This is a genomic window from Changchengzhania lutea (assembly GCF_006974145.1).
GTDB lineage: Bacteria > Bacteroidota > Bacteroidia > Flavobacteriales > Flavobacteriaceae > Changchengzhania > Changchengzhania lutea.
The window spans coordinates 2609745-2635535 of sequence record NZ_CP039456.1 but is presented as its reverse complement, the minus strand read 5'-3'; the positions used below and the strand labels follow the sequence as shown (position 1 = coordinate 2635535).

Sequence of the window (25791 nt, the reverse complement as noted above, 5' to 3'; positions counted from 1 at the left end):
TCAAAATGCCAACATATTATATAAAGCACTTAACAAAATACAGCTATAGTAACTTCGTTATTGATGGCGCTAATCAAATTATGTTGTACCCTATAGTTGATGATCATCAAAAGGTCATTAATCAAAAAATTACAGTTAGCAATAATCCTAAAATCGAAACTTACACAGATTTTTATGGAAATACTGTAGGGTCTTTTATGAATATTGAACCTCATAATCATTTATCCATTACATCTGAAATTGAAGTTTTAACTACTGAAAAATTGTTCCCTCAAGACACCGTTGCTGTTGATGAGCAGTGGGAGGCTTTAAAAACCTTAAAAAATAATATTGAATTTATTAATTTTTTAAAATACAAATCTTTTGATGGTACCGAGGCCATTTTTGAATTTATAGCCAACCATGATTTAACCCGTTTAACACCCTTTAAAATAGTGCTCGAATTTTGCGAGTACATATATAAAAAATTCACGTACAGCCAAGGCATCACCACGGTGGATTCTAAACTGGATGATGTTTGGAAATTAAAAGCGGGCGTCTGTCAGGATTTTGCTAATATTCTGCTTCAAATGGTGAGAATGCTGGGTATTCCAGCGCGGTATGTAAGTGGCTATATTTGCCCAAACGATGCCAATACACGTGGTGAAGGTGCAACCCATGCATGGATTGAAGCTTATATCCCTTTTTACGGGTGGATAGGTATTGACCCTACAAATAATGCTATTGCCAGTGACCATCATGTCAAATTAGCTGTAGGACGACATTATGCCGATTGTGCACCAGTTAAAGGTGTCTTTAAAGGAGACGTGGATGATGAGCTTTTTGTTATGGTAAAAGTAAGTACAAAGAAAAACAGTAATGATGGTCTTGTTTTTCCGGTAAGTACCGAAAAATCGATTGACAATAGCTACCGCCTTAATTTAGAACTGGTACAACAACAACAACAACAGCAGTAGTTCCCTTATTCTTCTGGCTTAATAAATTCAGTTTGATATTTTTCTAAAAACCGCTTCTGTCTTTCCATCATTTGCTGTCTTATTTTGTCAAGATCCATAAATTCCTTGCCAAAATCGCTTCCAAAAAAATCATCGTTAAAGAACTGTTTACTAAACAGTGAATCTTCAGCAAAAACATCTTCAAATCCTTGGCTTTCAAAATCTGAAAATTCTGAAAAGAATTTAGATTTGAAGGATTGTAATAGACTATCTCTATCAAAAGATGAAAAATTCTGTAATTTATCATCTGATGACCACGAATAGATACTATCATATCTGATTAAATTTCCGCTTTCATCAAATTCCTTATCTACCCTCCAAGTCCCTTTTGGTACTTCAACAACAACTTCTTGTTGTTTTTTGTTTTCATTTTTTTTATAATCATTTTTTTGACCGTTACAACTGTTACCCAATAAAGCAACCATCAAAAATAATAAGACATGTGTTTTCATCGGTTTAATATATTTTGGTTATACATTACCTTCTTTAAGTAATAAAGAGTCGATGATAAAGAGGGGCTGCAATGCAACCCCTTCCCTATCTCAAATTATTTTTAAAAATCCAAGGAAACCAATTATGAAATTTTGATGCTTCTAGCAGGTTTTTGCTTTGCCTCTTCTTTTTTTGGTAAGTGAATACTTAAAATACCATCTTCATACTTGGCATCAATCTCATCACTGTTCACAATTTCAGGTAAATTGAAGGTTCTTTTAAACGAGGAGTAACCAAACTCTCTACGAGTATAGTTTCTTTCATTGTGTTCATTTTCTTCCTGATTTTGTGTCGAGACAGACAGTAATTGATTATCAAGATCTATTTGGAAATCTGATTTTTTAAGGCCTGGTACGGCCACATATACTTTAAAGTCATCCGCAGTTTCCTCAATATTAACCTTTGGTAAGGTAATCCCTGTATTAAAATTGGATGTAAATATTGATGGGAGATCTCTATTGAAAATATCATCTAACCAAGTAGACAAGTGTGGGGAGTTTGCATTCGAATTAGTGTTTGCTAAACTTCCGCTTTTAGGAACATTTACTAAATTGCTCATAATTACAAAATTTTAAATTAAACATTATTTCAAATTTGAAACCTTGTTGATTTCAACACTAAATAAACAAACAAAATGCCAAAATGGAATGAAAATAGAAATCGTATCCAAGCACACAAAAACTATAAATTTTAGCGCTTAAAAACGAACAATTTGACAGATTTAGCATTACAAATATGTCAAATTGACATTTTAAAAAAGTCTAATTGGTTGTGGGAATTTTGATTAAAACAACAAGAGGATGAATATCATTCAGGAACGAAGATGAGCAAAAGCAACAAATTACAAATCGTATATTTGAGAAGGATCCCTTATTTTTTCCTATCAATCACATAATTCACCATAAGTTCAAGTGAATTTTTATATGCTGATTCTGGGTAGGTTTTAAGAATAATAAGGGCTTCCGCTTGAAAGTATTTCATTTTTTCAACGGCATAATCAAGTCCACCATTATCCTTTACAAAACTAATCACTTCCTTAACACGTTTCGAGTCTTTATTATGATTTTTAATCGAATTAATGAGCCAATTTTTATCACTCTTGGATACATTGTTGAGCACATGAATTAAAGGCAAGGTCATTTTCTGCTCTTTAATATCAATGCCGGTCGGCTTTCCTATTTGCGTATTGCCATAATCAAACAAGTCATCTTTAATTTGAAATGCCATTCCTATAAGTTCACCAAATTTGCGCATCGATTCTACGTGAACCGATTCTGGTTTTACAGAAGCCGCGCCCAAACTACAACATGCCGCAATGAGTGTTGCCGTTTTTTGACGGATAATTTCATAATAAACGTCTTCAGTAATATCTAATTTTCGAGCCTTTTCAATTTGAAGCAATTCGCCTTCACTCATTTCACGAACGGCGATAGAAATAATTTTAAGTAAATCAAAATCATTATTATCAATAGATAATAACAAGCCTTTGGATAATAAGTAATCTCCAATTAAAACGGCTATTTTGTTTTTCCACAGGGCGTTCACTGAAAAGAATCCGCGGCGTCTATTGCTATCATCTACCACATCATCGTGTACTAAAGTGGCCGTATGGATAAGCTCAATTACCGAAGCGCCTCTATAGGTACGTTCTCCCACCTCACCATTGGATACCATTTTAGAAACTAAAAACACGAACATAGGTCGCATTTGTTTACCTTTTCTATTGACTATATAATGGGTAATTCGGTTAAGTAACGCTACTTTACTTGCCATAGAGAGCTGGAACTTTTGCTCAAAGAGATCCATTTCGTAAGCGATGGGTAGTTTTATTTGCTCTACTATTTTCATTTAATACTCAAAGATACTATTATAGATGAATTTCATAAAACGTAACTTAAGACTTATTAGCTAATTGTCCGCAAGCTGCATCAATATCTTTGCCCCTGCTTCGTCTTACATTGACAACAATTCTATTTTTTTCTAGATGATAAATATAGTTCTCTAAGGCCTCATTAGAGGCTTGTTGAAAATCTTCATCATCAATAGGATTATATTCGATGATGTTTACTTTACTAGGTACATATTTACAAAATTTCACGAAAGCATCAATATCTTTTTGAGTATCATTAATACCCTTCCAAACCACGTATTCATAACTTATTGTACGGCCTGTTTTAGCATACCAATATTCTAAAGCTTCTTTTAAATCTTTTAATGGGAAGGTTTCATTAAATGGCATGATGGATGTTCTTACTTCATCTATAGCAGAATGTAACGATACGGCTAAGTTAAACTTCACGGCATCATCTGCCATTTTTTTAATCATTTTAGGAACGCCCGAAGTTGATACCGTAATGCGCTTTGGCGACATCCCCAACCCTTCTGGTGACGTAATTTTATCTATGGCTTTAATAACGTTATTATAATTCATCAACGGTTCGCCCATACCCATAAATACAATATTGCTCAAAGGTCTGTTATAATAATGCCTACTCTCCTTGTCAATAGCAACCACCTGATCGTAAATTTCATCTGGATTTAAATTTCGCATACGCTTTAAGCGTGCTGTGGCACAAAATTTACAATCTAAACTACAACCTACCTGACTCGACACACATGCAGTTGTTCTCGTTTTTGTTGGTATTAATACAGATTCTACAATGAGTCCATCATGCAATCGAACCGCGTTTTTAACGGTACCATCATTACTACGTTGCATCTGATCGACCTCTATATGATTGATAACAAAATTAGCTTCAAGCATTTGACGGGTTTCTTTCGAAACGTTGGTCATGGCTTCAAAACTATGTGCAGACTTTTGCCAAAGCCACTCATAAACTTGATTTCCTCTAAAGGCCTTATCACCTTCTTTTTCGAAGAAATCTCTAAGTTGCTCTTTGGTTAAAGCGCGAATATCCTTTTTAGTATCTGCCATAAGTGGTGCAAAAATAGTGAAAGGTTTTTTGATTATACTTTAATTAATACGAGGATATGAATTTCAATTTATTATTTAGGAGAGCATTTTGCTGCACATTAAAATAAAGCGAATAAAAAAGCCTTGTAAAAACAAGGCTCTAAATTTTAGATAATTAACATGGCATCACCATAACTGTAGAATTTATATTTCTCTTTTATAGCCTCATCATAAGCCTTTTTAATAAAGTCATGACCAGCAAAGGCTGAAGCCATCATTAATAAGGTCGATTTAGGTGTATGAAAGTTGGTTATCATACAATTCGCAATGCTAAACTCATATGGTGGAAAGATGAATTTATTAGTCCATCCATCAAATTCATTAAGTTTCCCATTAGACGAAACGGCACTTTCTACGGCACGCATAGCTGTTGTACCAACTGCACATATGCGTTTTTTGTTTTTCAATCCAGTGTTTACAATATCGACAGCAAGTTCATTAATTTTAAGCTCTTCACTGTCCATTTTATGTTTTGAAAGATCCTCAACCTCAACAGGATTAAAGGTCCCTAAGCCCACGTGAAGTGTCACTTCTGCAAAGTTCACACCTTTGATTTCTAAACGCTTTAGTAAATGTTTTGAAAAGTGCAGGCCCGCAGTTGGTGCTGCAACAGCACCTTCATTTTTTGCAAATATGGTTTGGTAACGACCCTCATCTTCTGGCTCTACATCTCTTTTTATATATTTTGGAAGTGGCGTTTCACCCAATTCATTGAGCTTAATACGAAACTCTTTATATGAGCCGTCATATAAGAAACGTAAGGTACGCCCTCTAGATGTTGTGTTATCAATTACTTCGGCTACCAAATTTTCGTCTTCACCAAAATAAAGTTTGTTCCCTATTCTTATTTTACGTGCTGGATCTACTAAAACATCCCAAAGACGTTGTTCTTCATTAAGCTCACGTAACAAAAATACTTCTATTCTCGCTCCTGTTTTTTCTTTATTACCGTACAATCTAGCAGGAAACACCTTGGTATCATTAAGTACCATAACATCATCTTCATCAAAATAGTCAATAATATCCTTAAAATACTTATGCTCAATCGTTTGCTCTTTTCTGTTTAAAACCATTAAACGTGCCTCATCTCTGTGTTCTGATGGGTATTCTGCTAATAATTCTTCAGGTAATTCGAAGCCAAAATGTGATAATTTCATTTGCTAGTTTTTATTTTATTTATTGTGATTTGTAACACCCAAACAACCATTAGTAGTTTGACCAAAATTGTTAGTCATATCTATTTTATTCGCGATATTTGTTGCTTGATTGGTATTGGAAAGTTGCAAATATACAATCTGAAGATAGGGGTTGTCAAGTATTTAGGTAATTATTATTCAGTTATTTTAAATCCTATAGATTTTAAATCGTTCCAAAAGCTTGGATATGATTTTGATACCACCTCAGCATCTTCAATAATTAATGGCACCCGAAGTGACAAAGGTGCAAAGGCCATAGCCATCCTATGATCATTATAGGTTGCAATGGATACATTTGGGTGGATTTTTTTTGATGGTTCCAGCTGTAATGATTTATCTGTAATTTGAACTTGTCCTCCTAATTTTTCTATTTCGGTCTTTAAAGCGACTAGTCTATCCGTTTCTTTAATTTTTAAGGTGTGTAATCCTGTCAAATGACATGCTATGCCCAATCCGAAACAAGTTACCGCTATGGTTTGAGCAATATCTGGCGCATGTTTCAAATCTAAATTTAAGGGTTGCATGTTTGTAGATTCTTTCCTTAAAGTGACTGAATTGTTATTAAATGTTGAGCTTACTCCAAAGTGTTTGTAAATATCAGCTAAAGCCGAATCGCCTTGTAAAGAGGTTGGTTTATAGGATGACAACGTAATTTCTGTACCTAACTTACTGAGTGCTGCAATGCTGTAATAATATGAGGCTGAAGACCAATCGGACTCCACTACTACCGTTTTTGGAGTTATAGGATTGGTATTTGGTTTCACTGTAATGACTTGGTTTTTAAAAGAAGATTCAATCCCTAATTCATCTAATAAGCTTAATGTCATTTTTATGTAGGGCATCGACGTGATATCCCCATTAAGTGTTAATTCTAAACCATTTTCTAGTTTTGATGCGATGAGCAACAAGGCCGAAATGTACTGACTACTCACGTTAGCATTAAGTGCTACGCGATGCTCAATCAATTTTTTACCTTTGATTTTTATCGGCGGGAATCCTTCATTCTCTAGATATGATATTTCAGCACCCAAATGGTGTAACGCATCAACCAAAATTTTTATAGGGCGTTCCTTCATGCGTTTAGAACCGGTTAATACCGTTTCCCTTCCATCTTTGACAGCAAAATAGGCGGTTAAAAATCGCATTGCGGTTCCTGCGTGGTGGATATCTACAAGCTTAGATTCAGATTTTAGGGCGGCCATCATGAGATTGCTATCATCTGAATTTGAAATATTTTTAAGTTGAGTTTCAGGATACAGAGCTTGTAACAACAATAACCTGTTGGACTCACTCTTAGATCCTGTAATAGTTATTTTAGACTTACGATTTGCGATTTGTGATTTGTGAAGAGTAATATCCATGGTAAAGTATCTTGCTTTCTAAAGCTTGCAAATTTACTTTAATTTTTCGTTATTATGATGTCTATCATGGTCCCGTTTTGCCTTCTTGTCCATTCTCTTATCAAATGCGGCTTGTAAATCTACACCGGTTTGATTTGCTAAACACAACACCACAAAAAGTACATCGGCCAATTCTTCACCAAGGTCTTTATCCTTATCACTTTCTTTTTCGCTCTGCTCCCCATAGCGTCTAGCAATAATACGTGCTACTTCACCCACTTCCTCTGTAAGTTGCGCCATGTTAGTGAGTTCATTGAAATACCGAACCCCGTGTTCCTTAATCCAATCATCTACTGCCTGTTGTGCGTTTTGAATGTTCATATAATTTTTTTTTGAATTGCCAAAGTACTAAAATCAGAACGCATGGCAAAACGATATATTTAAGTTCACTTAAAAGCACCCTTAAACCCCAGGTCGAAAAGAATTCCCTTAACCCAATTGGTGAAACTACAATATCTCTAAACGGAAAGAAAAACCTATCATTAATAAACGGAACAAAAAAGCCAACGCCCATGCCGCCTGTGGTCATAGCATCTAATACGCCGTGTGATATAGTAGATAAAAAGATAACCCAAAACCACATGAATTTGCTTTTTCTCCCGATGGTAAACATTAGGAGTAATGCCCATAATAATGCGAAGAGTATGGCATGCGAAAATCCGCGATGCCCCAAAGGATGTTCATAAGGGATTCCGAAATTAAACGCTATAACATCAAAATCTGGGAGAACGGTTGAAAAAATGGCGGCGAGTAATAACCATTTTGTGTTCTTTGAATCGATAATTTTTGTTAATGTAAATCCAACAACACTATGACCAAATATAGATGCCACTATACTTTATTTTTTGAATCTATAATAATAGTAACTGGCCCATCATTAATTAAATCTACTTTCATATCTGCGCCAAATTTACCCGTTTTGATAGCTTTCCCTAAATCTGACTCTAATGTTGAAATAAAATTATTATAGAGCGGAACGGCTATATCTGGTTTTGCAGCCTTAATGTAGCTCGGTCTATTTCCCTTTTTTGTGGAAGCATGCAACGTAAACTGGCTGACTACTATAATATCACCATCCATGTCTTTTATTGATGCGTTCATCACACCATTTTCATCTCCAACAACGCGAAGATTCACTATTTTATTAGATAGCCAATTAATGTCTTCTTGGGCATCCTCATCAACAATTCCTAACAAAATTAATAGCCCCTTTGAAATTGAAGCGACCTTTACCCCTTCAATTATAACACTTGCGCTAGACACCCTTTGAATAACAACTTTCATTCCCCCTAAATCCCCGAAGGGGACATTAATTTTTATTAACTTCAAATTTCGAAAAAGTTTAAAGACTGAATACTGCGACTGAAAACTGGTTACTCCTTTTCCCAAATATCAGTCCGAAAGTGCTCATCTTCACCTTCAATAATCTGAAGGTAACTTCTGTATCTAGAAAATGCAATCTCATCATTATCCAATGCTTCCTTTACGGCACAGCTTGGTTCTTGAACATGCATGCAATTATTAAATTTGCAGTCTTGCTTTAAAGCAAAGAATTCTGGAAAATAATCGCCTACTTCTTCTTTTTCCATATCAACCACCCCAAAACCTTTAATTCCAGGGGTATCAATAATTTTTGCCCCAAATCCCAAATCGAACATTTCAGCAAAAGTAGTGGTATGTTGCCCTTGCATATGTTGTGTAGAAATTTCCTTTGTCTTGATATTTAACCCAGGTTCTATGGCATTAACAAGCGTCGATTTACCAACACCAGAATGACCAGCAAACATACTAACAGTATCTTTCATTAAAGCTTTCACTTTATCTACATTTTTACCTGTTTGTGCAGAAACGCCAATGCATTCATAACCAATTTTACGATACATATGAGCCAGATATTTTACCTCATTAAGCGTGTTCTCATCATAGGTATCAATCTTATTAAACAGCAAAACCGTTTTTATGGCATATGCATTAGCAGTGACTAAAAACCGATCGATAAAACTGGTTAAAGTGGGCGGGTTATTAATAGTAATCATCAAAAACACCTGATCTATATTGGCTGAAATGATATGGGTTTGTTTGGAAAGATTCACCGACTTTCTAACAATATAATTTCGACGATCATGAATATGATGAATAACACCAGATTCTTGATTATTATCGGTTTCCAATTCAAAATCCACAATATCGCCAACCGCTATGGGGTTCGTGCTTTTAATGCCTTTAAGGCGAAACTTGCCTTTTATTCGACATTCGTAAGTTGTCCCCAATTCGGTTTTAACTGTGTACCAGCTTCCTGTAGATTTATAAACGTGTCCTGTCATAATTTTTTCAAAAGTAAAGTAAAAAAAGAATTAAATATGTAAGAATAAGTTTATATTAGCTCCTTAATTTTAAAAACCCAAACACATGAAAAGATTACTACCGTTTGTTTTCCTATTTTCAATTATGTTTAGCCTGAGTGCACAAACGAAATTATACGTTCATCCTGATGCCGATAATTATGTTGCAAATACGAAGACCATTGCCATCTTACCTATGAAAGTTCAGGTAAAATTAAGACCGAAAGAACTGAAAGGTTTTACTCCCGAACAAATTGTTGAAATGGGCAAAAATGAAGCTTTAGACATTCAAAAAGGCATGCACTCTTGGTTCTTGACTAGAAAAAAAAGAGGCACTTTATTAGTGGATATACAAAACCCTTCTAGAACAAATGCTTTATTGAAAAAGAACGGCATTGATATTCATTCTTATGACGAATATCTACCTAGTGAATTGGGTGAAATACTTGGTGTCGAAACTATAATTACCGGTAGTTATGAGACCAGTAAGCCGATGTCTAACGGTGCCGCTATCGGACTTGCTGTGCTAACCGGAGGTATGTTTGCGACGAATACGGCAACAATGAACATGGACTTTACCAGCACTACTGATGATGAATTAGTTGTTAATTATTTAAAAAAGATAAAAGGATCCATAGGGACGGATGCTCAAGATCTAATCAATGTTTTAATGCGAAAGGTTTCACGACGCATACCTTACACAAAATAAATACCCTTAATGGATAACAAAAAAGGCTCGCAATTGCGAGCCTTTTTTGTTATCCATTTATAATCTTTTCTTGATGATTGATGGATTCTTGATGAATGGCTTTAAACATTCGTAATATAAATTCTTCACTAAGACCTCTATGATTGCCTTCTAAAACCATATTCCCTAATATTTCATTCCAACGTTTGCTTTGAAGTACCGCTACGTTTTTTTGTTTTTTAAGGACGCCAATACCGTCGGCAGCTTTCATTCGTTTCCCTAACAAATCAATAATCTGATTATCGACCACGTCTATTTGGGCTCTTAAATTATTCAGTGCATTGTTATATTCTGCTTCAGAATCGGTTTCTTTTCTAATTCTTAAATCTTTCATAATTTGAATTAAACTATCTGGTGTCACTTGTTGTGCAGCATCACTCCATGCATTTTCTGGATCATAATGGGTCTCGATCATTAAGCCATCAAAATTCAAATCCAATGCGGTTTGCGACACATCTAAAATCATATCCCTTTTACCTGTAATATGTGATGGATCGTTGATAATAGGCAAATCTGGAAATTTTGTCTGCAACTCAATCGCTATTTGCCACTCTGGATTATTTCTGTATTTTGTTTTTTCGTAGGTAGAAAAACCTCTGTGAATCACACCCAATTTATTAATATCCGCAGTAGCCAAACGTTCTATGGCACCTAACCACAATGGTAAATCTGGATTAACTGGATTTTTCACTAAAACCACTTTGTCAGTGCCCTTTAAAGCATCTGCTATTTCTTGAACAATAAACGGGCTCACTGTAGATCGTGCTCCAATCCATAATAAATCAATATCATGCTCTAAAGCCAATTTAACATGCGCAGCATTAGCGACTTCTGTTGCCGTTTTCATGCCTGTTTCTGACTTAACTTTTTGCAACCATTTTAGGCCTAAAGCACCAACACCTTCAAACATGCCTGGGCGGGTTCTAGGTTTCCAAATACCTGCCCTAAAGTAACTCACATCGGTATCTTTTAGCGCATGGGCTATTTTTAACACTTGTTCTTCTGTTTCGGCACTGCATGGTCCTGCAATAACCAAAGGATGATTTAATTTTAAATCATTTAACCAATTTCCTAATTCTTTCTTGTTCTCCATAATTTTACTACTTAAGCAATTCCTTTTAAAATATCTTTTATATGATTGGTGTTTTTCATGTCGTTAAAAATGGCTTCAAAATTGTCCGCTTTCATCAACTCTTTAAAATGCGTCAGATTCACAATATACTCTTCCAAAGTTTCAATAACGTTCTCTTTATTCTGTTTAAAAATGGGTGTCCACATCTCTGGGGAACTTTTTGCTAAACGCACGGTAGAAGCAAATCCACTCCCCGCCATATCGAATATATCACGTTCGTTTTTCTCCTTTTCAATCACCGTTTTACCTAACATAAATGAACTAATGTGAGATAAATGTGACACATAGGCAATATGCTTATCGTGTGCTTTAGGGTTCATATACCGAATACGCATTCCTATTTGAGAAAACATTTTTAATGCGGTTTCTTGCAATGTAAACGCTGTTTCTTCGACCTCACAAATGATGTTCGTTTTATTTTGAAATAGGCCATGAATAGCCGCTTTTGGTCCAGAAAACTCGGTTCCTGCAATGGGATGCATCGCTAAAAAATTACGCCTGTTTGGATGATTTTCTGTCGCTTTGCATATATCCCTCTTTGTAGAGCCCACATCTATAACCAAAGTATTATCCGAAATTTGGTCTAACACATCTGTAATCATAGTTACTGAAGCATCTACAGGAATTGACAAAATGACCAAATCTGCATTTTTAATATCCTCTAATTCCGCCTTCTTATCTATAACGTTTAGAGTGATTGCCTCATCTAAATGCGTGTTGTTATGGTCTATTCCATAAACACAGATGTCCTTGTCCAGCTTTTTAAAGTCCAACGCCAGACTCCCGCCAATTAATCCAACTCCTATGACATATATATTTTTCATTTCTCTCTCTCCCTAGCCTTCTCCAAAGGAGATAAAACTATTATGGGGAATACTTATGTTTATTATTTATTTGCTTTCTGTACTCACTGCAACTGCGACTGAAAACTGTCTACTGCCAACTGTCTAATCATTTCACCCTAGCTATCGCTTCTTCTAAATCTTCTGTCTGTGCACATAACGAAAACCGAATATAGCCTTCTCCTTTGCTCCCAAAAATAGTACCCGGTGTTATGAAAATATGGTTTTCCTTTAGCACCAAATCTATAAACTCTTCCGATTTTAGATACGCTGGTAATTTAGCCCAAACAAACAACCCCGAAGCCTTCTTATCGTATGTACAATTTAAGGCATCAGCCAGCTGCCATACCAAATTCCGACGTTGCTGATATACACTATTCAAAGTTACAAACCACATTTTAGAACATTTTAATGCTTCAACAGCACCTTTTTGGATGCCATAAAACATACCTGAATCCATATTGCTTTTTACTTTCAATATATTACTAATATGCTCGCTACTGCCTACGACCATACCAACGCGCCATCCCGCCATATTAAATGTTTTACTTAGCGAATTAAGTTCTAAGCAAACGTCTTTAGCTCCTTCAACACTCAAAATGCTTTTTGGAGGTTCGTTAAGAATAAAACTATATGGGTTGTCATTGACAACTAAAATATGATGCTTTTTAGCGAATGCAACCAATTCTTTAAACAACTTATCTGTTGCCTTAGCTCCAGTTGGCATATGCGGATAATTTACCCACATCAACTTTACTTGACTTAAATCCAACTGTGCCAATACTTTCAAATCTGGCAACCAATTATTTTTTGCGTCCAGCTCGTAAAATACCGGTTTAGCACCCACCAATTTTGTAACCGATTCGTAAGTTGGATAACCAGGGTTAGGAATTAAAACTTCATCGCCCTCATTTAAATAGGCCATAGAAATATGCATAATCCCTTCCTTACTCCCCATTAACGGCAGCACTTCTGTATTTGGGCTTAAATTAACGGCGTAATGTTCTTTATAAAAACCAGTGATAGCTTCTCGCAATGCTGGAATACCTTGATAACTCTGGTATTTATGGGCAACAGGACTTAACAAACCTTCCACTAAAGCATCTACCACTTTTTGCGGTGGTTGCAAATCTGGACTGCCAATGCCTAAATTTATAATAGGTTTACCACTAGCAATAAGCAAATTAACCTCTCTTAATTTTTTAGAAAAGTAGTATTCTTCAACGGTATGTAATCGATTAGCAACCTCAATCATATCTTGGCATTTTTATATTCACCCAATACTTTAAAACTTTCCCCCATAATACTCATGATCGATTTTGCCTTCTTAAAATCTGTATAATTTTCAAAAGTTACATCCACAAAAAAAGCGTACTTCCACGGGGTTTCTATGATAGGTAATGATTGAATTTTTGTTAAGTTTAGCTTACAATCGCTCATCACATTTAAAATAGCCGCTAAACTTCCACGCTTATGGTCGGTTTCAAATTTAATGGATGCCTTAGTCATCTCGCTTTCTGGAATCTCAGAATTGGTTCGTTTCACAATAGCAAAACGTGTTTCATTATGCTTAATGGTTTGAATACTTTTTGCCATTATATCCAAATCAAAAACCTCAGCAGCCATAACACTGGCTATGGCACCAACTCCTTTAAGCTTATGCTTTTGAATACGCTCTGCGACCTCCGCTGTATCTTTATCCTCAACCAGTTTTATATGCGGGTGATTCTTAAAAAATTCTTTACATTGTAATAAGGCCATAGGGTGCGAAAACACCTCTTTAATAGATTCGATATCTTGATTTGGCAGCGCCATCAAATTGTGTTGAATATCCAAATAATGCTCTCCTACAACGTGTAAATCGTATTTATCAATTAAGGCATAATTGGGAATAATAGAACCAGCAATAGAGTTTTCTAAAGCCATAATAGCAGCATCACTTTCTTTAGTAATTAAAGCGTCCACTACCCTATCGAATGTTAAACATTCAACAAGTTTTACAGAGTCATCAAAATATTGTTGTGACACAATATGGTGAAATGATCCTTTGACGCCTTGTATAGCTACCGTTGTTATCATATATAAAAAAAGTCCCGATTTTCATCGAGACTCATGTTTTAATTTATGTTTATAAATTATACATACAACGCCTCGTTCCTTTTATTAAAAAAGAAATAAAACCAATTGTTAAAATATGTATAAGTTCCTGTTGTTGTCATAATTAGGTGGCTAAAGTAATTAATATTTCTTCAAATCAAAATTGTGCTCTTGCTTTTTTACGCATTTCAGAAAAAATTTAAAGATTTTACAGCAAAACTACCTTTACATTATATTATCCCAAACTAAGCATCAATTATTCTATGACATCTTAAAATGGCTTGGAACCAAAACCTTTCATTTCATTCTCGTTTTCACTTTCAAGACTACATTTTGAAGTGGTTTAAACTTTTTTGATTGAAGCGAAAAATAGCTATTTTTTATTCATTTTAAAGACTTTTTTGCACTTCATTGCAGGGCTACGAAGTAATAAAAAGGCGAAAAAGGGGTGAAAAGGAGCCTTTTGCAGCCAATTGAAAAAAGTTTAAACCACTTTCTTTAACACTTAGTTTTAAAGAATCATTATTTTTGATTAAATATTATACAATATGTCGATAGAAGTAGAAAACATTTCGAAATTTTATGGCACCCAAAAGGCTCTTAACCAAGTGTCTTTCAAAATTAAAAAGCCAGAAATTGTTGGTTTTCTTGGGCCTAATGGGGCAGGAAAATCAACAATGATAAAAATTTTGGCGACCTATATCGCTACGAGTGAAGGTAATGCCAAGGTTAATGGTTTTGACATTTGCGAAGACACTCAAAACGTACAACAAAGTGTGGGCTATTTACCAGAGCACAATCCCTTGTATTTAGATATGTATGTTCGGGAATATTTAAACTTTAATGCGAGTATTTATAAGGTTTCTAAATCTCGCATAGAGGATGTCATTCAACTCACTGGACTTAGCCCAGAAGTAGACAAAAAAATAGGACAACTTTCTAAAGGCTACAGACAGCGCGTAGGGTTGGCAAATGCGCTGTTGCACGACCCTGAGGTCTTGATTTTGGACGAGCCGACTACAGGATTAGACCCCAACCAGTTAATTGATATTAGGAATCTTATTAAACAAATAGGCACAACGAAAACCGTTTTTCTTTCCACACATATTATGCAAGAGGTTGAAGCCATGTGCGATCGTGTTATTATTATTAATAAAGGTGAAATTGTAGCCGATAAAAACTTAAAAGAATTGCGGGAAGGTGAAGCACAGATTGTTATTGTGGAATTTGATTACCGTGTTGAAGATGCTTTTTTATTAAAGCTACCAAACGTTAAAAAGGTTAGAAACACCCATGATTTTATTTATGAAATCACATTTAACACTAAGAAAGATATGCGCTCCTACGTTTTTGATTTTGCGCATGACAATCAATTAAAAATACTTCAGCTTAATCAGAAAAATGCGAGTTTAGAAAGTTTATTTAGAGACCTAACTTCAAAATAATTTTAGCTCATTTATTTAGATAGCCTTTATTTGATAAGTTAGTATAATGAGATTTTAAAATTAAGTGAAAAGCATGACAAATATCATCTTTGTCAACATATCAAGATGCTAATTTTGCAATTCAAAATAATTTACGATTCATAGCTGTTTCATTAAATGAGTAATGAATAAACTATCTTTGTAATACTACAAAAACACTAAAATGAGTAAAGGAATATATGTAGCAACTATTGAGCCTAATAGCGGTAAATCTGTTGTCGTTCTTGGTTTAATGCGTATGCTTTTAGGCAAGACGGCTAAAGTTGGTTATTTCAGGCCAATTATAGAAGATCTTGAGGAAGGAGACATGGACAATCATATTAATACGGTGATGTCTTATTTCGAACTAGATATTAATTATAAAAAAACATTTGCCTATACGCGAAATGAGGTCCTAGATTTATACAATCAAGGAAAATCTGGAGAAGTTATAGATGAAATCATAAAAAAATTCAAATATCTTGAAGAGCGCTTTGATTTCGTTTTAGTGGAAGGCACCGATTTTTCTCATGAAAATTCAAGTTTAGAGTTAGACATTAATATTCTCATTTCTAAAAATTTAAGCCTGCCAGTTATCATTGTTACCCAAGGTGACAAAAAGGGAATAAAAGAAATTGCAGATAATGTTCAGCTAGCACACGACACCTTTAAACATGAAGTTGATGTGCTTTCAATTATGACCAATAAGGTCAAGCCTAAAGATCGTTCATCTTTAAAATCCTTATTAAAAACACGCATAAACAACGGAACAGATATAACTATCATTCCTAAAATCCCAAATTTAGCAAGCCCAACAGTAAAGGAAATTGTAAAAGCCCTAAATGGCAAAGTGATTTTCGGAGAGGGTATGCTGAATAATCTATCGGAAAATTTTAGCGTTGGTGCCATGCAATTGCGTAATTACTTAACGTATTTAAAAAACAATTCGCTTGTTATAACACCAGGCGATAGAGCCGATATTATTCTAGGAGCCTTGCAAGCAAATATTTCGAAGAATTATCCGAAAATCGCTGGGATTATCCTAACTGGAGGTCTTGTTCCTGAAGAATCCATACTAAAACTTATTAGAGGATTATCAAGCATCGTCCCAATTATTAGCGTAAAGGGTGGCACCTACCAAGTAACCAATAGTATCGGTAGTATTAAATCTAAAATATATGCTGAAAACACCGACAAAATAAGAACTGCCATTACTGCTTTCGATAAGCATGTAGATACTGATAAATTAGCCGACAAGCTCATAACTTTTGAATCTGATATATTCACGCCAAGAATGTTTCAATATAAGCTACTACAACGGGCATTAAGTGATAAAAAACATATTGTTTTACCCGAAGGTTATGACGAACGCGTTCTGCGAGCAGCGGCACGACTCATTAAGGCACAAGTTGTGGAACTCACACTTATTGGTGAAGCAGACAAAATAATAGAGCGTATTGAAAAATTAGACATTTCTCTAAACACAAAAGATATCAACATTATTTCACCAACCAAATCGCCGCACTTCGAGGATTATGTCAATACTTTTTATGAGCTCAGAAAACACAAGGACGTAAATCTTGAAATGGCTAGAGACGCCATGCCTGATGTATCCTATTTTGGCACTATGATGATCTATAAAGGGCATGCCGATGGGATGGTATCTGGGGCAGTGCATACTACGCAGCACACCTTAAGACCAGCGCTTCAGTTTATAAAAACAAAACCTGGGGTTAATTTGGTGTCCTCCGTTTTCTTTATGTGTTTAGAAGATCGTATTTCAGTGTTTGGTGACTGCGCCATTAATCCTAACCCCAACTCTAAAGAATTAGCCGAAATTGCTATTTCATCAGCTCAAACCGCTAAAGAGTTTGGCATTGAACCAAAAATCGCGATGCTTTCATACTCTTCAGGATCATCAGGAAAAGGTGCCGATGTAGAAAAGGTACGAGAAGCTACAGAAATTGTTAAAGCACAAAATCCAAATCTAAAAATTGAAGGCCCTATTCAATATGATGCCGCGGTAGATATGCGGATTGGTAAAAGTAAATTACCCGATTCTGAGGTTGCAGGACAAGCCAGTATTTTAATTTTCCCAGATTTAAACACGGGTAACAACACCTACAAAGCCGTACAAAGAGAAACTGGAGCTTTGGCCATTGGCCCTGTTTTACAAGGATTAAACAAACCGGTAAACGATCTTAGTAGAGGCTGTACTGCCGACGATATTTATAGCACGGTAATTATAACTGCAATTCAAGCTCAAGAACAATAAATATGCAAGTATTAGTTTTAAACTCTGGGAGTTCTTCATTAAAATTCCAACTATTTTCAATGCCCGAAGAAAGTATATTATGCTCTGGCATAATAGAACGTATTGGTTTTGAAGATGCTAAATTTAAATTTAAAACTGCCAAAAATAATATAGATATTGTAACTGCCATTCCAAATCATAAAGTAGGTTTAGAGGTATTAGCTAAGCAACTATTAGATAAGGAAACAGGCATCATTAAATCTACTGACGATATTGATATTGTCGGACACAGAGTGGTACATGGTGGGAAGCATTTTAGCGACACTACCGAAATCACAGAAGTGGTTAAAGAAAAGATAAGAGCACTTTCATCTTTAGCACCTCTACATAACCCACCTAATTTAGCGGGGATTGAGGTCGCTGAATTTATTTTTCCAGATGCCAAACAGGTGGCTGTTTTCGACACAGCTTTCCATCAAACGATTCCTGAATATGCGTACAAGTATGCCATTCCTAACGAATTTTCAGAAAAGCACAATATTCGCGTTTATGGATTTCATGGCACAAGTCACAAATATGTTTCGGAAAAAACAATAGCTTATTTAGGGAAGTTAAATTCAAAAATAATAACCATTCATTTAGGTAATGGCTGTAGCATGACCGCCATAAAAGACGGTAAAAGTATTGATCATTCCTTAGGGTTTTCACCTGTTAATGGTTTAATAATGGGCACCCGTTCTGGGGACATTGATCCTTCTATAATCTTTTATTTGGCTGAAAAATACAATTATAGTTTAGATGAAATCAACACCCTTTTTCAAAAGAAAAGTGGCATGCTTGGTTTAACAGGTTTTAGTGACTTAAGAGAAATTGAATCTGAAGCTGAAAAAGGAAATAAGGCTTGCCAATTAGCTTTGGAAATGAATGCATACCGGATTAAAAAATATATAGGAAGTTATACCGCTATTTTGAACGGACTGGACGCTATTGTATTTACAGCTGGAATTGGAGAAAATTCGAAATTAATGCGAGAACTCGTTTGTAAAGATTTAGATTTTTTAGGGATACATCTCGATTCGGAAAAAAATAATGATACATCAAGAACAATCCGGACAATTAGTACAAAGGGTTCTAAAGTGAGTATTTTGGTCGTCCCCACAAATGAAGAGTTGGAAATTGCGAAGCAAGCAGTTAAATTATTCGAAAATTAGCTCCCCTTTATATTGTTGTTCCACGTCTATAACTGGCGGACGAGTTACACAAATAACATCACCTGTTCCTGAAATTTTTCCTGTTATTTGTTGCTGCGGATTTACAGTCATATCGTTAGAACTTCTATTCCAAATAGTAACATTTTGAGCAATCAAGTTCCGCCCTTCAAACCGTGAGGTTCCGGCAGCAAACGTGATATTCAAATTTTCAGTTTTTCCAGAGATAAAGCAATTGGATAAGTTATTGAAAACCAATCGAAACGTGTCATTATCAATTTGTAAATTGAAATTGCCAACCGTGAAGGTATCTGGTGCACCGAAATCCTCTGACAAAACGGTTAAATTTGGATAGGTTAAAACTCCATCAGAACTAATATCATATTGTGTTGAACTTCGTATTTCAGAAATTTTTGGCGCGGTTACAAACACTTTAGTAATCCCATATTTGCGCACATAGTTACAAGCGTTATCATCTGTAAGAATTAATCTTCCGCCAACAACTTCGGCTTTTACATCATTTAATAGATTACTCCCAGTTTCAATGACAACCTTTTGAACTGCACCTTCTTTAATTATCAATTCCACATCCCGATTAACCAATATCTTATCGAAGCCTTCAAGGACAACCTCTTTCTGAATAATGCTTCCTGATTTTTGAAAACAATCCCCTGCATTTTCGCTATCGCAAGCCAAAATCAGAAAAAAGGACAGGATGTAAATTATTTTTTTCATAGTAAACGCTTTACGATTGAATGGTGTTTCCTTTGTCATCTAAAGCTAAAAATGGATTATAGGCAATTTCCCAAAGATTATCATCTACATCTGCAACGTAACCACTATAGCCGCCCCAATCCGTAGCCTTTGGTTTTTTAACAACTTTTACACCTTTACCTTCAAGTGTTTGGATTAATTCACCAACCTCTTCTTTTGTTCTGGTATTAAAGGCTAAAGTAAACCCTTTAAATCCGTTACCTTGACTTTCAACCGTAGCATCTTCTGCTAGTTTTTCTTTAGGATAAAGGGATAACAACATGCCATTTAACTGAAAAAAGCTAATATATTCATTACTTGATGTCATCTTTTTCCAACCAAAGGTCTCTTCATAAAATTTCGAAGACTTGGTTAAGTCGTTTACGCCAAGGGTTATTATCGTTAATCTTTGCTCCATATTTAGTAATTTACAACCTGACTCCAAATCCAAATTCGACAGCCTCGGCTTTTGCACCATGGGATTTTAATGTTAAAGCACCAAACCACTTTTTTCCAAAGTACCGTTTCAAGCCTATTCTAAAATACATACGCCCTTCAAAGTCAAAAGGATAATACACATAATACCCCAGCTGCGTTTCTAAAGAGGTCTTATTCATAAATAATTCATGTCCAGTAAAAACACCAACACGTTTATAGTCTTCATCGCCAGTGACATTTTCTTCAGGAAACGACACACTTTGGTAATAAATTAATTCTTTTAAAAAGTTTGAAAAAAACACATCGGTTCCCAATTGCAAAGCGCTTTTTCTATTAATACGTTTATCGGCATAGGCTGAAAAAACGTAAAACGGAAACTGACCACTGCCAACAATATCACTTTCATTAATACCCGTTCTAAAAGCAAAATTATACCTAATTGGTTGGGTAAATTTTTGATCATTTTCATCTAAAGTTTGCTGAAATTCAGGTTCATCTTCATCTAAATTATAGGTCACGCCTAAATTAAAAGTGAGTGAATTAATACTGGTATTGGGTGCTTTTACATTGGCATTTGAATAATGAATTAAAGAAACTCCCGCCTGCAACCCAAAGTTATCAATGACGCGCTCCTTTTTATAATTTAACATGAGGCACGTACTGCTCATGATCCTCGAACCAAAAGCAATGTTTCTAAAGTTCTCGATTTTATCGTAAGGATTGGTTGTATAGGCTAGACCTTGACCAATGCGCATCATAAGATTGCGCTTTAAAAAATAAAAGTTATAATGCGCGTAAAGCGAGTAATTATTTCCTAGTACATCATTTTTTAAATTTTGATAAGCAAAGGAAAAACCATAATCAGGATAATTAAAACGTTGTTCCCACTTGTTAAACCCGTAGGTTTTTTTATTCCAGCTTAGAATAACACCTTCGGGATGCCCTTTAATTAAATGCAAAATATCGTTATTATGTAAGGCAATATTGCCTTTAAAATAATTGACATCTATGTAAGACGAAGATTCTTTATCTTGAGAGAAAGTAATAGAAACGCATGTGAAAAATATACAAAAAAATAATATTCTCATTAACCAGTTGGCTTAAGTGGCAAATGTAACAGAATAATTAAAATAATTTTGAAGCAATGGCTTTTATATTATCACTTTTGCCCATAGAATAGTAGTGCAATACGGGCACCCCATAAGTTTGCAATTCCTTAGACTGCTGTATAGCCCAATCTATTCCTACCTGCCGTACTTGTTTGTTATCCTTGCACTTTTCAACTTCATGAATTAGTGCTTCAGGAATATCAATCTTAAATACCTGTGGTAATAATTGCAAATGGCGCTTTATAGCTATGGGTTTAATACCCGGAATAATGGGCACATCAATCCCGAATTCCTTAGCTTTTTCCACAAACTCAAAATATTTTTCATTATTAAAAAACATTTGGGTCACTATATAATCTGCACCAGCATCTACCTTTTCTTTAAGTCGTTTTAAGTCGTTATTTAAGGATGGTGCCTCCAAATGCTTCTCCGGATAGCCTGCAACGCCCACGCAAAAATCTGTTTTATTATCAGACTCAATCACATCATGCAAGTATTTACCGTGATTCAAATCGTTCATCTGCCCTACCAGTTCGGTCGCATAACAGTGCCCGCCTTTAGAAGGTTCAAAATATTTTTGATGATTCATGGCATCGCCCCGCAACGCCATCACATTATCGATACCCAAATAATGGCAATCTACCAACAAATACTCCGTTTCCTCCTTTGTAAAACCGCCGCAAAGCACATGCGGAATCGTATCTACGTTATATTTATGTTTAATGGCAGCACAAATACCAACCGTTCCTGGACGCATTCTCGTTATTTTTCTATCTAAAAGCCCATCCCCTTTATCAATATAAATATACTCTTCCCTTGACGTTGTTACATCTATAAATGGCGGATTAAACTCCATCAACGGATCAATATTGTCATACAATTCTTGAATATTCCTGCCTTTTTGCGGCGGTATAATTTCAAAGGAAAACAAGGTTTTCCTGTCTGCTTTTTTAATATGTTCTGTTACTTTCATTCCCCTACCCCCCCTAAGGGCCTTTTAATTGGTTAATATTATCCTTTATAGCCACGAATTCACAAATGATTTAAAGTAGCTTTTTATATTTTTCTTTTGGCGTTACCCTTTGCTTAATACCTACAAGGTTTCCAAAACCTTGCAGGAAATGCTCACGGTCGCGCTTTCCGCTATATCTTTTTTAAAGCTTCACTTCGATATCTTCAACCAAAAAATATTTTGGTTTCGATAATCTCAAAAAAGGATGTTGCTACAATCGCTAACGCACCACTGTTATGTAAATCCTCCCCAACCCCTCCAAAGGAGGGGCTTTAATGGATGTGTTTAATTTTAATTTCTTTTTATCAATTTTTCCCTATCTCAATTTGTCACTCCTCTTCGGGAGTCCCAATAGCTATAGGGAAAGTGGGCTTTTATTGTTCAGCAATATTGGGATGCAACCACTTTCGAGCTTTCGCTTTGGTTATACCCTTTCTAATGGCATAGTCTGATACTTGGTCATCGGTAATTTTACCTAATCCAAAATACTTTGCTTCTGGATTTCCAAAATAATACCCTGATACTGCCGCCGCTGGCCACATGGCTAGACTCTCTGTTAATGTGACTCCAATTAACTTTTCAACCTCCAATAGTTCCCAAATGGTTTCCTTTTCTAAATGATCGGGACATGCAGGATAACCCGGTGCTGGACGAATCCCTTTATAACTTTCTTTAATTAAATCATCGTTACTTAAATCTTCATCTGCAGCATATCCCCAATGTTTCATTCTTACTTGCTTATGCAAATATTCTGCAAAAGCTTCGGCAAATCGATCGGCAATGGCTTGCACCATAATTGCACTGTAATCATCTTCTTTAGCTCTATAACTATCGGCTAATTCTTGAGCCCCAAAAATGGCTGTACAAAAAGCGCCCATATAATCAGTTTTCGCTCTTTCTTTAGGAGCTACAAAATCTGCAAGTGCTATGTTTGAAATCCCATCACGCTTTTTCAATTGTTGGCGTAACGTTCTAAAAACTGCTATTTCCTTTCCTTTTTTCTGAATTGAAATATCATCTTCGTTTACACTATTCGCTTCAAATAATCCAAAAACACCTTTCGGTTTTAATTGTTGTTTTGCAATAATTTGATTTATCAACTCTTGCGCGTCTTCAAATAACTGACGTGCTTGCTCTCCAACAACATCATCCTTTAAAATATCCGGATACTTTCCATGTAAATCCCAACTTCTAAAAAACGGACTCCAATCTATAAATGGCAAAAGTTCCTTTAGTCTTAGTTGCTTTAAAATCTGTACACCAAATTCTTTTGGTTTTACAATTTCAGAAGTTTCCCAATCAATTTTAAATTTTCGTTGCCGCGCTTCGTTAATTGAAATATATGATTTCTCTTTGCCGCGTTTTAAAAACTTAGTCCGAAATTCATCATAATCTTTCTTCATATTCACTACATACTCGTGGGAGGTCTTTTTATTCAATAAATCTCCTACTACGGTAACGGCTCTAGACGCATCATTTACATGAACCACGGCATTTTTATATTGCGTATCGATCTTTACAGCTGTATGCGCTTTGGATGTTGTGGCACCGCCAATAAGCAAAGGCACTTCAAAATTCTGACGCTGCATTTCTTTTGCCAGATACACCATTTCATCAAGCGATGGCGTAATTAAACCGGATAACCCAATAGCATCCACACGCTCTTTAATGGCGGTTTCAATAATTTTTTCTGGTGCCACCATGACTCCCAAATCAATGATTTCGTAATTGTTACATGCTAAAACAACGCTTACAATATTTTTACCGATATCATGCACATCACCCTTTACCGTTGCCATTAATATTTTACCAACGGGTTCTTGTTTATCGCCTTTTTCAGCTTCAATAAACGGATTCAAATACCCAACCGCTTTTTTCATCACGCGCGCCGATTTTACCACCTGTGGCAAAAACATTTTTCCGGCACCAAACAAATCGCCTACCACATTCATACCGATCATTAAATGGCCTTCAATAACCTCAATTGGTTTTTCAGCCTCTTGTCTGGCTTGCTCCACATCTTCAATAATAAAAGCATCAATCCCTTTTACTAGAGCATGTGTAATTCTATCTTGTAACGAATTTTCACGCCACGACAAATTCAATCCTTTTTCGACCTTAGAGCCTTTTACGGTTTCAGCAAAATCCAATAACCGTTCAGTGGCATCGTCCCTTCTATCTAAAATAACATCTTCTACATGTTCTAATAAATCCTTTGGAATATCGTCATACACTTCCAACAATGCTGGATTTACTATTCCCATATTCATACCCGCTTGTATGGCATGATATAAAAAAACGGAGTGCATGGCTTCCCGAACACCGTCGTTTCCTCTAAATGAAAACGACACATTGCTAACACCTCCACTTACACTGGCATTTGGTAAATTTTGGCGAACCCAACGTGTGGCTTCAATAAAATCGATGGCATTTCTGCGATGTTCGTCCATTCCTGTGGCTACAGGAAATATGTTTAAATCGAAAATGATATCTTCCGAAGGAAAGTTTACCATGTCGACCAATATACCATATGACCGTTTCGCAATTTCTAAACGGCGCTCATAATTATCTGCTTGTCCTTCTTCATCAAAAGCCATAACTATTACAGCTGCACCGTAACGCTTAATTTGTTTAGCTTCCCATATAAATTTTTCTTCGCCTTCTTTAAGGGAAATAGAGTTTACCACGCACTTACCTTGAACCACTTGCAGTCCCGCCTCAATAATTTCCCATTTAGAACTATCAATCATAATGGGCACACGACAAATATCTGGTTCGGCAGCTATCAAATTTAAAAAACGCACCATGGCTTCCTTACCCTCGATAAGTCCGTCGTCAAAATTAATGTCAATTATTTGTGCACCACCATCCACTTGGTGGCGTGCAATATCCAAAGCTTCATCAAATTTCCCCTCTTTGATTAATCGTAAGAACTTACGAGAACCCGCTACATTAGTTCGTTCACCAACATTTATAAAATTGCTGTTTTCGTTTAGGATTAGTGGTTCTAATCCTGATAAACGCATATATTTAGTTTGTTTTACTTTCATCATTTATAATGTTCTACTATTGGAAATGGGTTGTAAAAATGATGTAATAGTGCTTTCCATTCTTGATATTCTTCTGACCTACGAAATCCAATTTCATGGTCTTCAATCGTTTCCCAATTCACTAATAATATATATTTATCGTCTTGCTCGATACATTTCTTTAATTCGTGAGATACATAGCCTTTCATAGAGGAAATGATCTTTTTTGCCTTTTGAAAATTGATTTCAAATTCTGCAGAAAGACCTTTCTTTATATTTAATATGGCTACTTCTAAAATCATAACTA

At 35.5% G+C, this 25791-nt stretch carries 25 protein-coding genes; 5 read left to right on the top strand and 20 right to left on the bottom strand.

The genetic code is table 11. From position 1 onward, the window contains the following. Positions 1-5: 5 nt before the first annotated feature. Positions 6-956 (top strand): transglutaminase family protein, encoded by a 951-nt coding sequence (locus FAF07_RS11875; protein WP_142785307.1) that lies wholly within the window; start codon positions 6-8, stop codon positions 954-956. 5 nt (positions 957-961) lie between these two features. Here the strand turns inward: FAF07_RS11875 and FAF07_RS11870 are convergent, their stop codons facing one another. The 10 genes from FAF07_RS11870 to rsgA all read right to left on the bottom strand — a co-directional run bounded on the left by FAF07_RS11870 (position 962) and on the right by rsgA (position 9381). Next, the gene (locus tag FAF07_RS11870; protein WP_142785306.1) at positions 962-1447 is read right to left on the bottom strand and encodes a hypothetical protein; all 486 of its coding nucleotides are present in this window, start codon (positions 1445-1447) and stop codon (positions 962-964) included. A 122-nt stretch (positions 1448-1569) separates the two neighbouring features. After that, a complete protein-coding gene (locus tag FAF07_RS11865) occupies positions 1570-2046 on the bottom strand; it encodes an Hsp20/alpha crystallin family protein (protein WP_142785305.1) in 477 nt (158 codons plus the stop codon). A 311-nt stretch (positions 2047-2357) separates the two neighbouring features. Next, positions 2358-3335, bottom strand: coding sequence for a polyprenyl synthetase family protein (locus FAF07_RS11860; protein ID WP_142785304.1), 978 nt, complete (start codon positions 3333-3335; stop codon positions 2358-2360). Positions 3336-3381: 46 nt separating this feature from the next. After that, positions 3382-4422 (bottom strand): 23S rRNA (adenine(2503)-C(2))-methyltransferase RlmN, encoded by a 1041-nt coding sequence (rlmN, locus tag FAF07_RS11855; protein ID WP_142785303.1) that lies wholly within the window; start codon positions 4420-4422, stop codon positions 3382-3384. A gap of 146 nt (positions 4423-4568) precedes the next feature. After that, on the bottom strand, positions 4569-5618 hold the full coding sequence (queA, locus tag FAF07_RS11850) for a tRNA preQ1(34) S-adenosylmethionine ribosyltransferase-isomerase QueA (RefSeq protein WP_142785302.1): 1050 nt from the start codon (positions 5616-5618) through the stop codon (positions 4569-4571). A 173-nt stretch (positions 5619-5791) separates the two neighbouring features. After that, the gene (gene aroA / locus FAF07_RS11845; protein WP_142785301.1) at positions 5792-7018 is read right to left on the bottom strand and encodes a 3-phosphoshikimate 1-carboxyvinyltransferase; all 1227 of its coding nucleotides are present in this window, start codon (positions 7016-7018) and stop codon (positions 5792-5794) included. 33 nt (positions 7019-7051) lie between these two features. Beyond that, positions 7052-7378 (bottom strand): nucleotide pyrophosphohydrolase, encoded by a 327-nt coding sequence (locus FAF07_RS11840; RefSeq protein WP_142785300.1) that lies wholly within the window; start codon positions 7376-7378, stop codon positions 7052-7054. After that, a complete protein-coding gene (locus tag FAF07_RS11835) occupies positions 7344-7889 on the bottom strand; it encodes a metal-dependent hydrolase (RefSeq protein WP_142785299.1) in 546 nt (181 codons plus the stop codon). Before FAF07_RS11835 ends, FAF07_RS11840 begins: the two co-directional genes overlap by 35 nt. Next, positions 7889-8341, bottom strand: coding sequence for a D-aminoacyl-tRNA deacylase (dtd, locus tag FAF07_RS11830; RefSeq protein ID WP_142786610.1), 453 nt, complete (start codon positions 8339-8341; stop codon positions 7889-7891). The genes FAF07_RS11835 and dtd overlap by 1 nt, the downstream gene beginning before the upstream one ends. Positions 8342-8430: 89 nt before the next feature. Further along, positions 8431-9381 carry a ribosome small subunit-dependent GTPase A gene (gene rsgA, locus FAF07_RS11825; protein WP_142785298.1) on the bottom strand — a complete coding sequence of 317 codons (951 nt, stop codon included), beginning with the start codon at positions 9379-9381 and terminating at the stop codon, positions 8431-8433. 85 nt (positions 9382-9466) lie between these two features. Between rsgA and FAF07_RS11820 the strand changes: the two genes are divergently transcribed. Next, positions 9467-10108 carry a hypothetical protein gene (locus tag FAF07_RS11820; protein ID WP_142785297.1) on the top strand — a complete coding sequence of 214 codons (642 nt, stop codon included), beginning with the start codon at positions 9467-9469 and terminating at the stop codon, positions 10106-10108. Positions 10109-10157: 49 nt separating this feature from the next. Here the strand turns inward: FAF07_RS11820 and FAF07_RS11815 are convergent, their stop codons facing one another. The 4 genes from FAF07_RS11815 to FAF07_RS11800 all read right to left on the bottom strand — a co-directional run bounded on the left by FAF07_RS11815 (position 10158) and on the right by FAF07_RS11800 (position 14200). Continuing rightward, complete coding sequence (locus tag FAF07_RS11815) at positions 10158-11240, bottom strand: bifunctional 3-deoxy-7-phosphoheptulonate synthase/chorismate mutase type II (RefSeq protein ID WP_142785296.1); 1083 nt, start codon at positions 11238-11240, stop codon at positions 10158-10160. Between the two features lie 11 nt (positions 11241-11251). After that, positions 11252-12103 carry a prephenate dehydrogenase gene (locus FAF07_RS11810; RefSeq protein WP_142785295.1) on the bottom strand — a complete coding sequence of 284 codons (852 nt, stop codon included), beginning with the start codon at positions 12101-12103 and terminating at the stop codon, positions 11252-11254. Positions 12104-12230: 127 nt separating this feature from the next. Beyond that, complete coding sequence (locus FAF07_RS11805; protein WP_142785294.1) at positions 12231-13376, bottom strand: pyridoxal phosphate-dependent aminotransferase; 1146 nt, start codon at positions 13374-13376, stop codon at positions 12231-12233. Then, positions 13373-14200: a prephenate dehydratase gene (locus FAF07_RS11800; protein ID WP_142785293.1), complete on the bottom strand. Its 828-nt coding sequence runs from the start codon at positions 14198-14200 to the stop codon at positions 13373-13375. The genes FAF07_RS11805 and FAF07_RS11800 overlap by 4 nt, the downstream gene beginning before the upstream one ends. Before the next feature lie 566 nt (positions 14201-14766). Here FAF07_RS11800 and gldA point away from each other — a divergent pair. From gldA to FAF07_RS11785, 3 genes are all read left to right on the top strand, one after another. Next, on the top strand, positions 14767-15663 hold the full coding sequence (gldA, locus tag FAF07_RS11795) for a gliding motility-associated ABC transporter ATP-binding subunit GldA (RefSeq protein WP_142785292.1): 897 nt from the start codon (positions 14767-14769) through the stop codon (positions 15661-15663). Between the two features lie 202 nt (positions 15664-15865). Then, the gene (gene pta, locus FAF07_RS11790) at positions 15866-17956 is read left to right on the top strand and encodes a phosphate acetyltransferase (protein ID WP_142785291.1); all 2091 of its coding nucleotides are present in this window, start codon (positions 15866-15868) and stop codon (positions 17954-17956) included. A 2-nt stretch (positions 17957-17958) separates the two neighbouring features. After that, positions 17959-19146, top strand: coding sequence for an acetate/propionate family kinase (locus FAF07_RS11785; RefSeq protein ID WP_142785290.1), 1188 nt, complete (start codon positions 17959-17961; stop codon positions 19144-19146). Here the strand turns inward: FAF07_RS11785 and FAF07_RS11780 are convergent. The 6 genes from FAF07_RS11780 to FAF07_RS11755 all read right to left on the bottom strand — a co-directional run bounded on the left by FAF07_RS11780 (position 19132) and on the right by FAF07_RS11755 (position 25786). Further along, on the bottom strand, positions 19132-19878 hold the full coding sequence (locus FAF07_RS11780) for a head GIN domain-containing protein (RefSeq protein ID WP_185956430.1): 747 nt from the start codon (positions 19876-19878) through the stop codon (positions 19132-19134). The two genes, FAF07_RS11785 and FAF07_RS11780, sit on opposite strands and share 15 nt — an antisense overlap. A 10-nt stretch (positions 19879-19888) precedes the next feature. Beyond that, positions 19889-20314 carry a VOC family protein gene (locus FAF07_RS11775; protein WP_142785289.1) on the bottom strand — a complete coding sequence of 142 codons (426 nt, stop codon included), beginning with the start codon at positions 20312-20314 and terminating at the stop codon, positions 19889-19891. 10 nt (positions 20315-20324) lie between these two features. Further along, complete coding sequence (locus tag FAF07_RS11770) at positions 20325-21422, bottom strand: acyloxyacyl hydrolase (protein WP_142785288.1); 1098 nt, start codon at positions 21420-21422, stop codon at positions 20325-20327. Positions 21423-21459: 37 nt separating this feature from the next. Further along, on the bottom strand, positions 21460-22416 hold the full coding sequence (gene metF, locus FAF07_RS11765; protein WP_142785287.1) for a methylenetetrahydrofolate reductase [NAD(P)H]: 957 nt from the start codon (positions 22414-22416) through the stop codon (positions 21460-21462). A 413-nt stretch (positions 22417-22829) separates the two neighbouring features. Next, entirely contained in the window at positions 22830-25505 is a 2676-nt protein-coding gene (gene metH, locus FAF07_RS11760) for a methionine synthase (RefSeq protein ID WP_142786608.1), read from the bottom strand. After that, on the bottom strand, positions 25505-25786 hold the full coding sequence (locus tag FAF07_RS11755; protein ID WP_142785286.1) for an antibiotic biosynthesis monooxygenase family protein: 282 nt from the start codon (positions 25784-25786) through the stop codon (positions 25505-25507). The genes metH and FAF07_RS11755 overlap by 1 nt, the downstream gene beginning before the upstream one ends. Between the last annotated feature and the right edge of the window lie 5 nt (positions 25787-25791).

Bases quoted from the DNA above. Each gene is read 5' to 3' on its own strand.
- FAF07_RS11875 (WP_142785307.1), top strand. From the start codon at position 6: ATGCCAACATATTATATAAAGCACTTAACAAAATACAGCTATAGTAAC.
- FAF07_RS11870 (WP_142785306.1), bottom strand. From the start codon at position 1,447: ATGAAAACACATGTCTTATTATTTTTGATGGTTGCTTTATTGGGTAAC.
- FAF07_RS11865 (WP_142785305.1), bottom strand. From the start codon at position 2,046: ATGAGCAATTTAGTAAATGTTCCTAAAAGCGGAAGTTTAGCAAACACT.
- FAF07_RS11860 (WP_142785304.1), bottom strand. From the start codon at position 3,335: ATGAAAATAGTAGAGCAAATAAAACTACCCATCGCTTACGAAATGGAT.
- rlmN (WP_142785303.1), bottom strand. From the start codon at position 4,422: ATGGCAGATACTAAAAAGGATATTCGCGCTTTAACCAAAGAGCAACTT.
- queA (WP_142785302.1), bottom strand. From the start codon at position 5,618: ATGAAATTATCACATTTTGGCTTCGAATTACCTGAAGAATTATTAGCA.
- aroA (WP_142785301.1), bottom strand. From the start codon at position 7,018: ATGGATATTACTCTTCACAAATCACAAATCGCAAATCGTAAGTCTAAA.
- FAF07_RS11840 (WP_142785300.1), bottom strand. From the start codon at position 7,378: ATGAACATTCAAAACGCACAACAGGCAGTAGATGATTGGATTAAGGAA.
- dtd (WP_142786610.1), bottom strand. From the start codon at position 8,341: ATGAAAGTTGTTATTCAAAGGGTGTCTAGCGCAAGTGTTATAATTGAA.
- rsgA (WP_142785298.1), bottom strand. From the start codon at position 9,381: ATGACAGGACACGTTTATAAATCTACAGGAAGCTGGTACACAGTTAAA.
- FAF07_RS11820 (WP_142785297.1), top strand. From the start codon at position 9,467: ATGAAAAGATTACTACCGTTTGTTTTCCTATTTTCAATTATGTTTAGC.
- FAF07_RS11815 (WP_142785296.1), bottom strand. From the start codon at position 11,240: ATGGAGAACAAGAAAGAATTAGGAAATTGGTTAAATGATTTAAAATTA.
- FAF07_RS11810 (WP_142785295.1), bottom strand. From the start codon at position 12,103: ATGAAAAATATATATGTCATAGGAGTTGGATTAATTGGCGGGAGTCTG.
- FAF07_RS11805 (WP_142785294.1), bottom strand. From the start codon at position 13,376: ATGATTGAGGTTGCTAATCGATTACATACCGTTGAAGAATACTACTTT.
- FAF07_RS11800 (WP_142785293.1), bottom strand. From the start codon at position 14,200: ATGATAACAACGGTAGCTATACAAGGCGTCAAAGGATCATTTCACCAT.
- gldA (WP_142785292.1), top strand. From the start codon at position 14,767: ATGTCGATAGAAGTAGAAAACATTTCGAAATTTTATGGCACCCAAAAG.
- pta (WP_142785291.1), top strand. From the start codon at position 15,866: ATGAGTAAAGGAATATATGTAGCAACTATTGAGCCTAATAGCGGTAAA.
- FAF07_RS11785 (WP_142785290.1), top strand. From the start codon at position 17,959: ATGCAAGTATTAGTTTTAAACTCTGGGAGTTCTTCATTAAAATTCCAA.
- FAF07_RS11780 (WP_185956430.1), bottom strand. From the start codon at position 19,878: ATGAAAAAAATAATTTACATCCTGTCCTTTTTTCTGATTTTGGCTTGC.
- FAF07_RS11775 (WP_142785289.1), bottom strand. From the start codon at position 20,314: ATGGAGCAAAGATTAACGATAATAACCCTTGGCGTAAACGACTTAACC.
- FAF07_RS11770 (WP_142785288.1), bottom strand. From the start codon at position 21,422: ATGAGAATATTATTTTTTTGTATATTTTTCACATGCGTTTCTATTACT.
- metF (WP_142785287.1), bottom strand. From the start codon at position 22,416: ATGAAAGTAACAGAACATATTAAAAAAGCAGACAGGAAAACCTTGTTT.
- metH (WP_142786608.1), bottom strand. From the start codon at position 25,505: ATGAAAGTAAAACAAACTAAATATATGCGTTTATCAGGATTAGAACCA.
- FAF07_RS11755 (WP_142785286.1), bottom strand. From the start codon at position 25,786: ATGATTTTAGAAGTAGCCATATTAAATATAAAGAAAGGTCTTTCTGCA.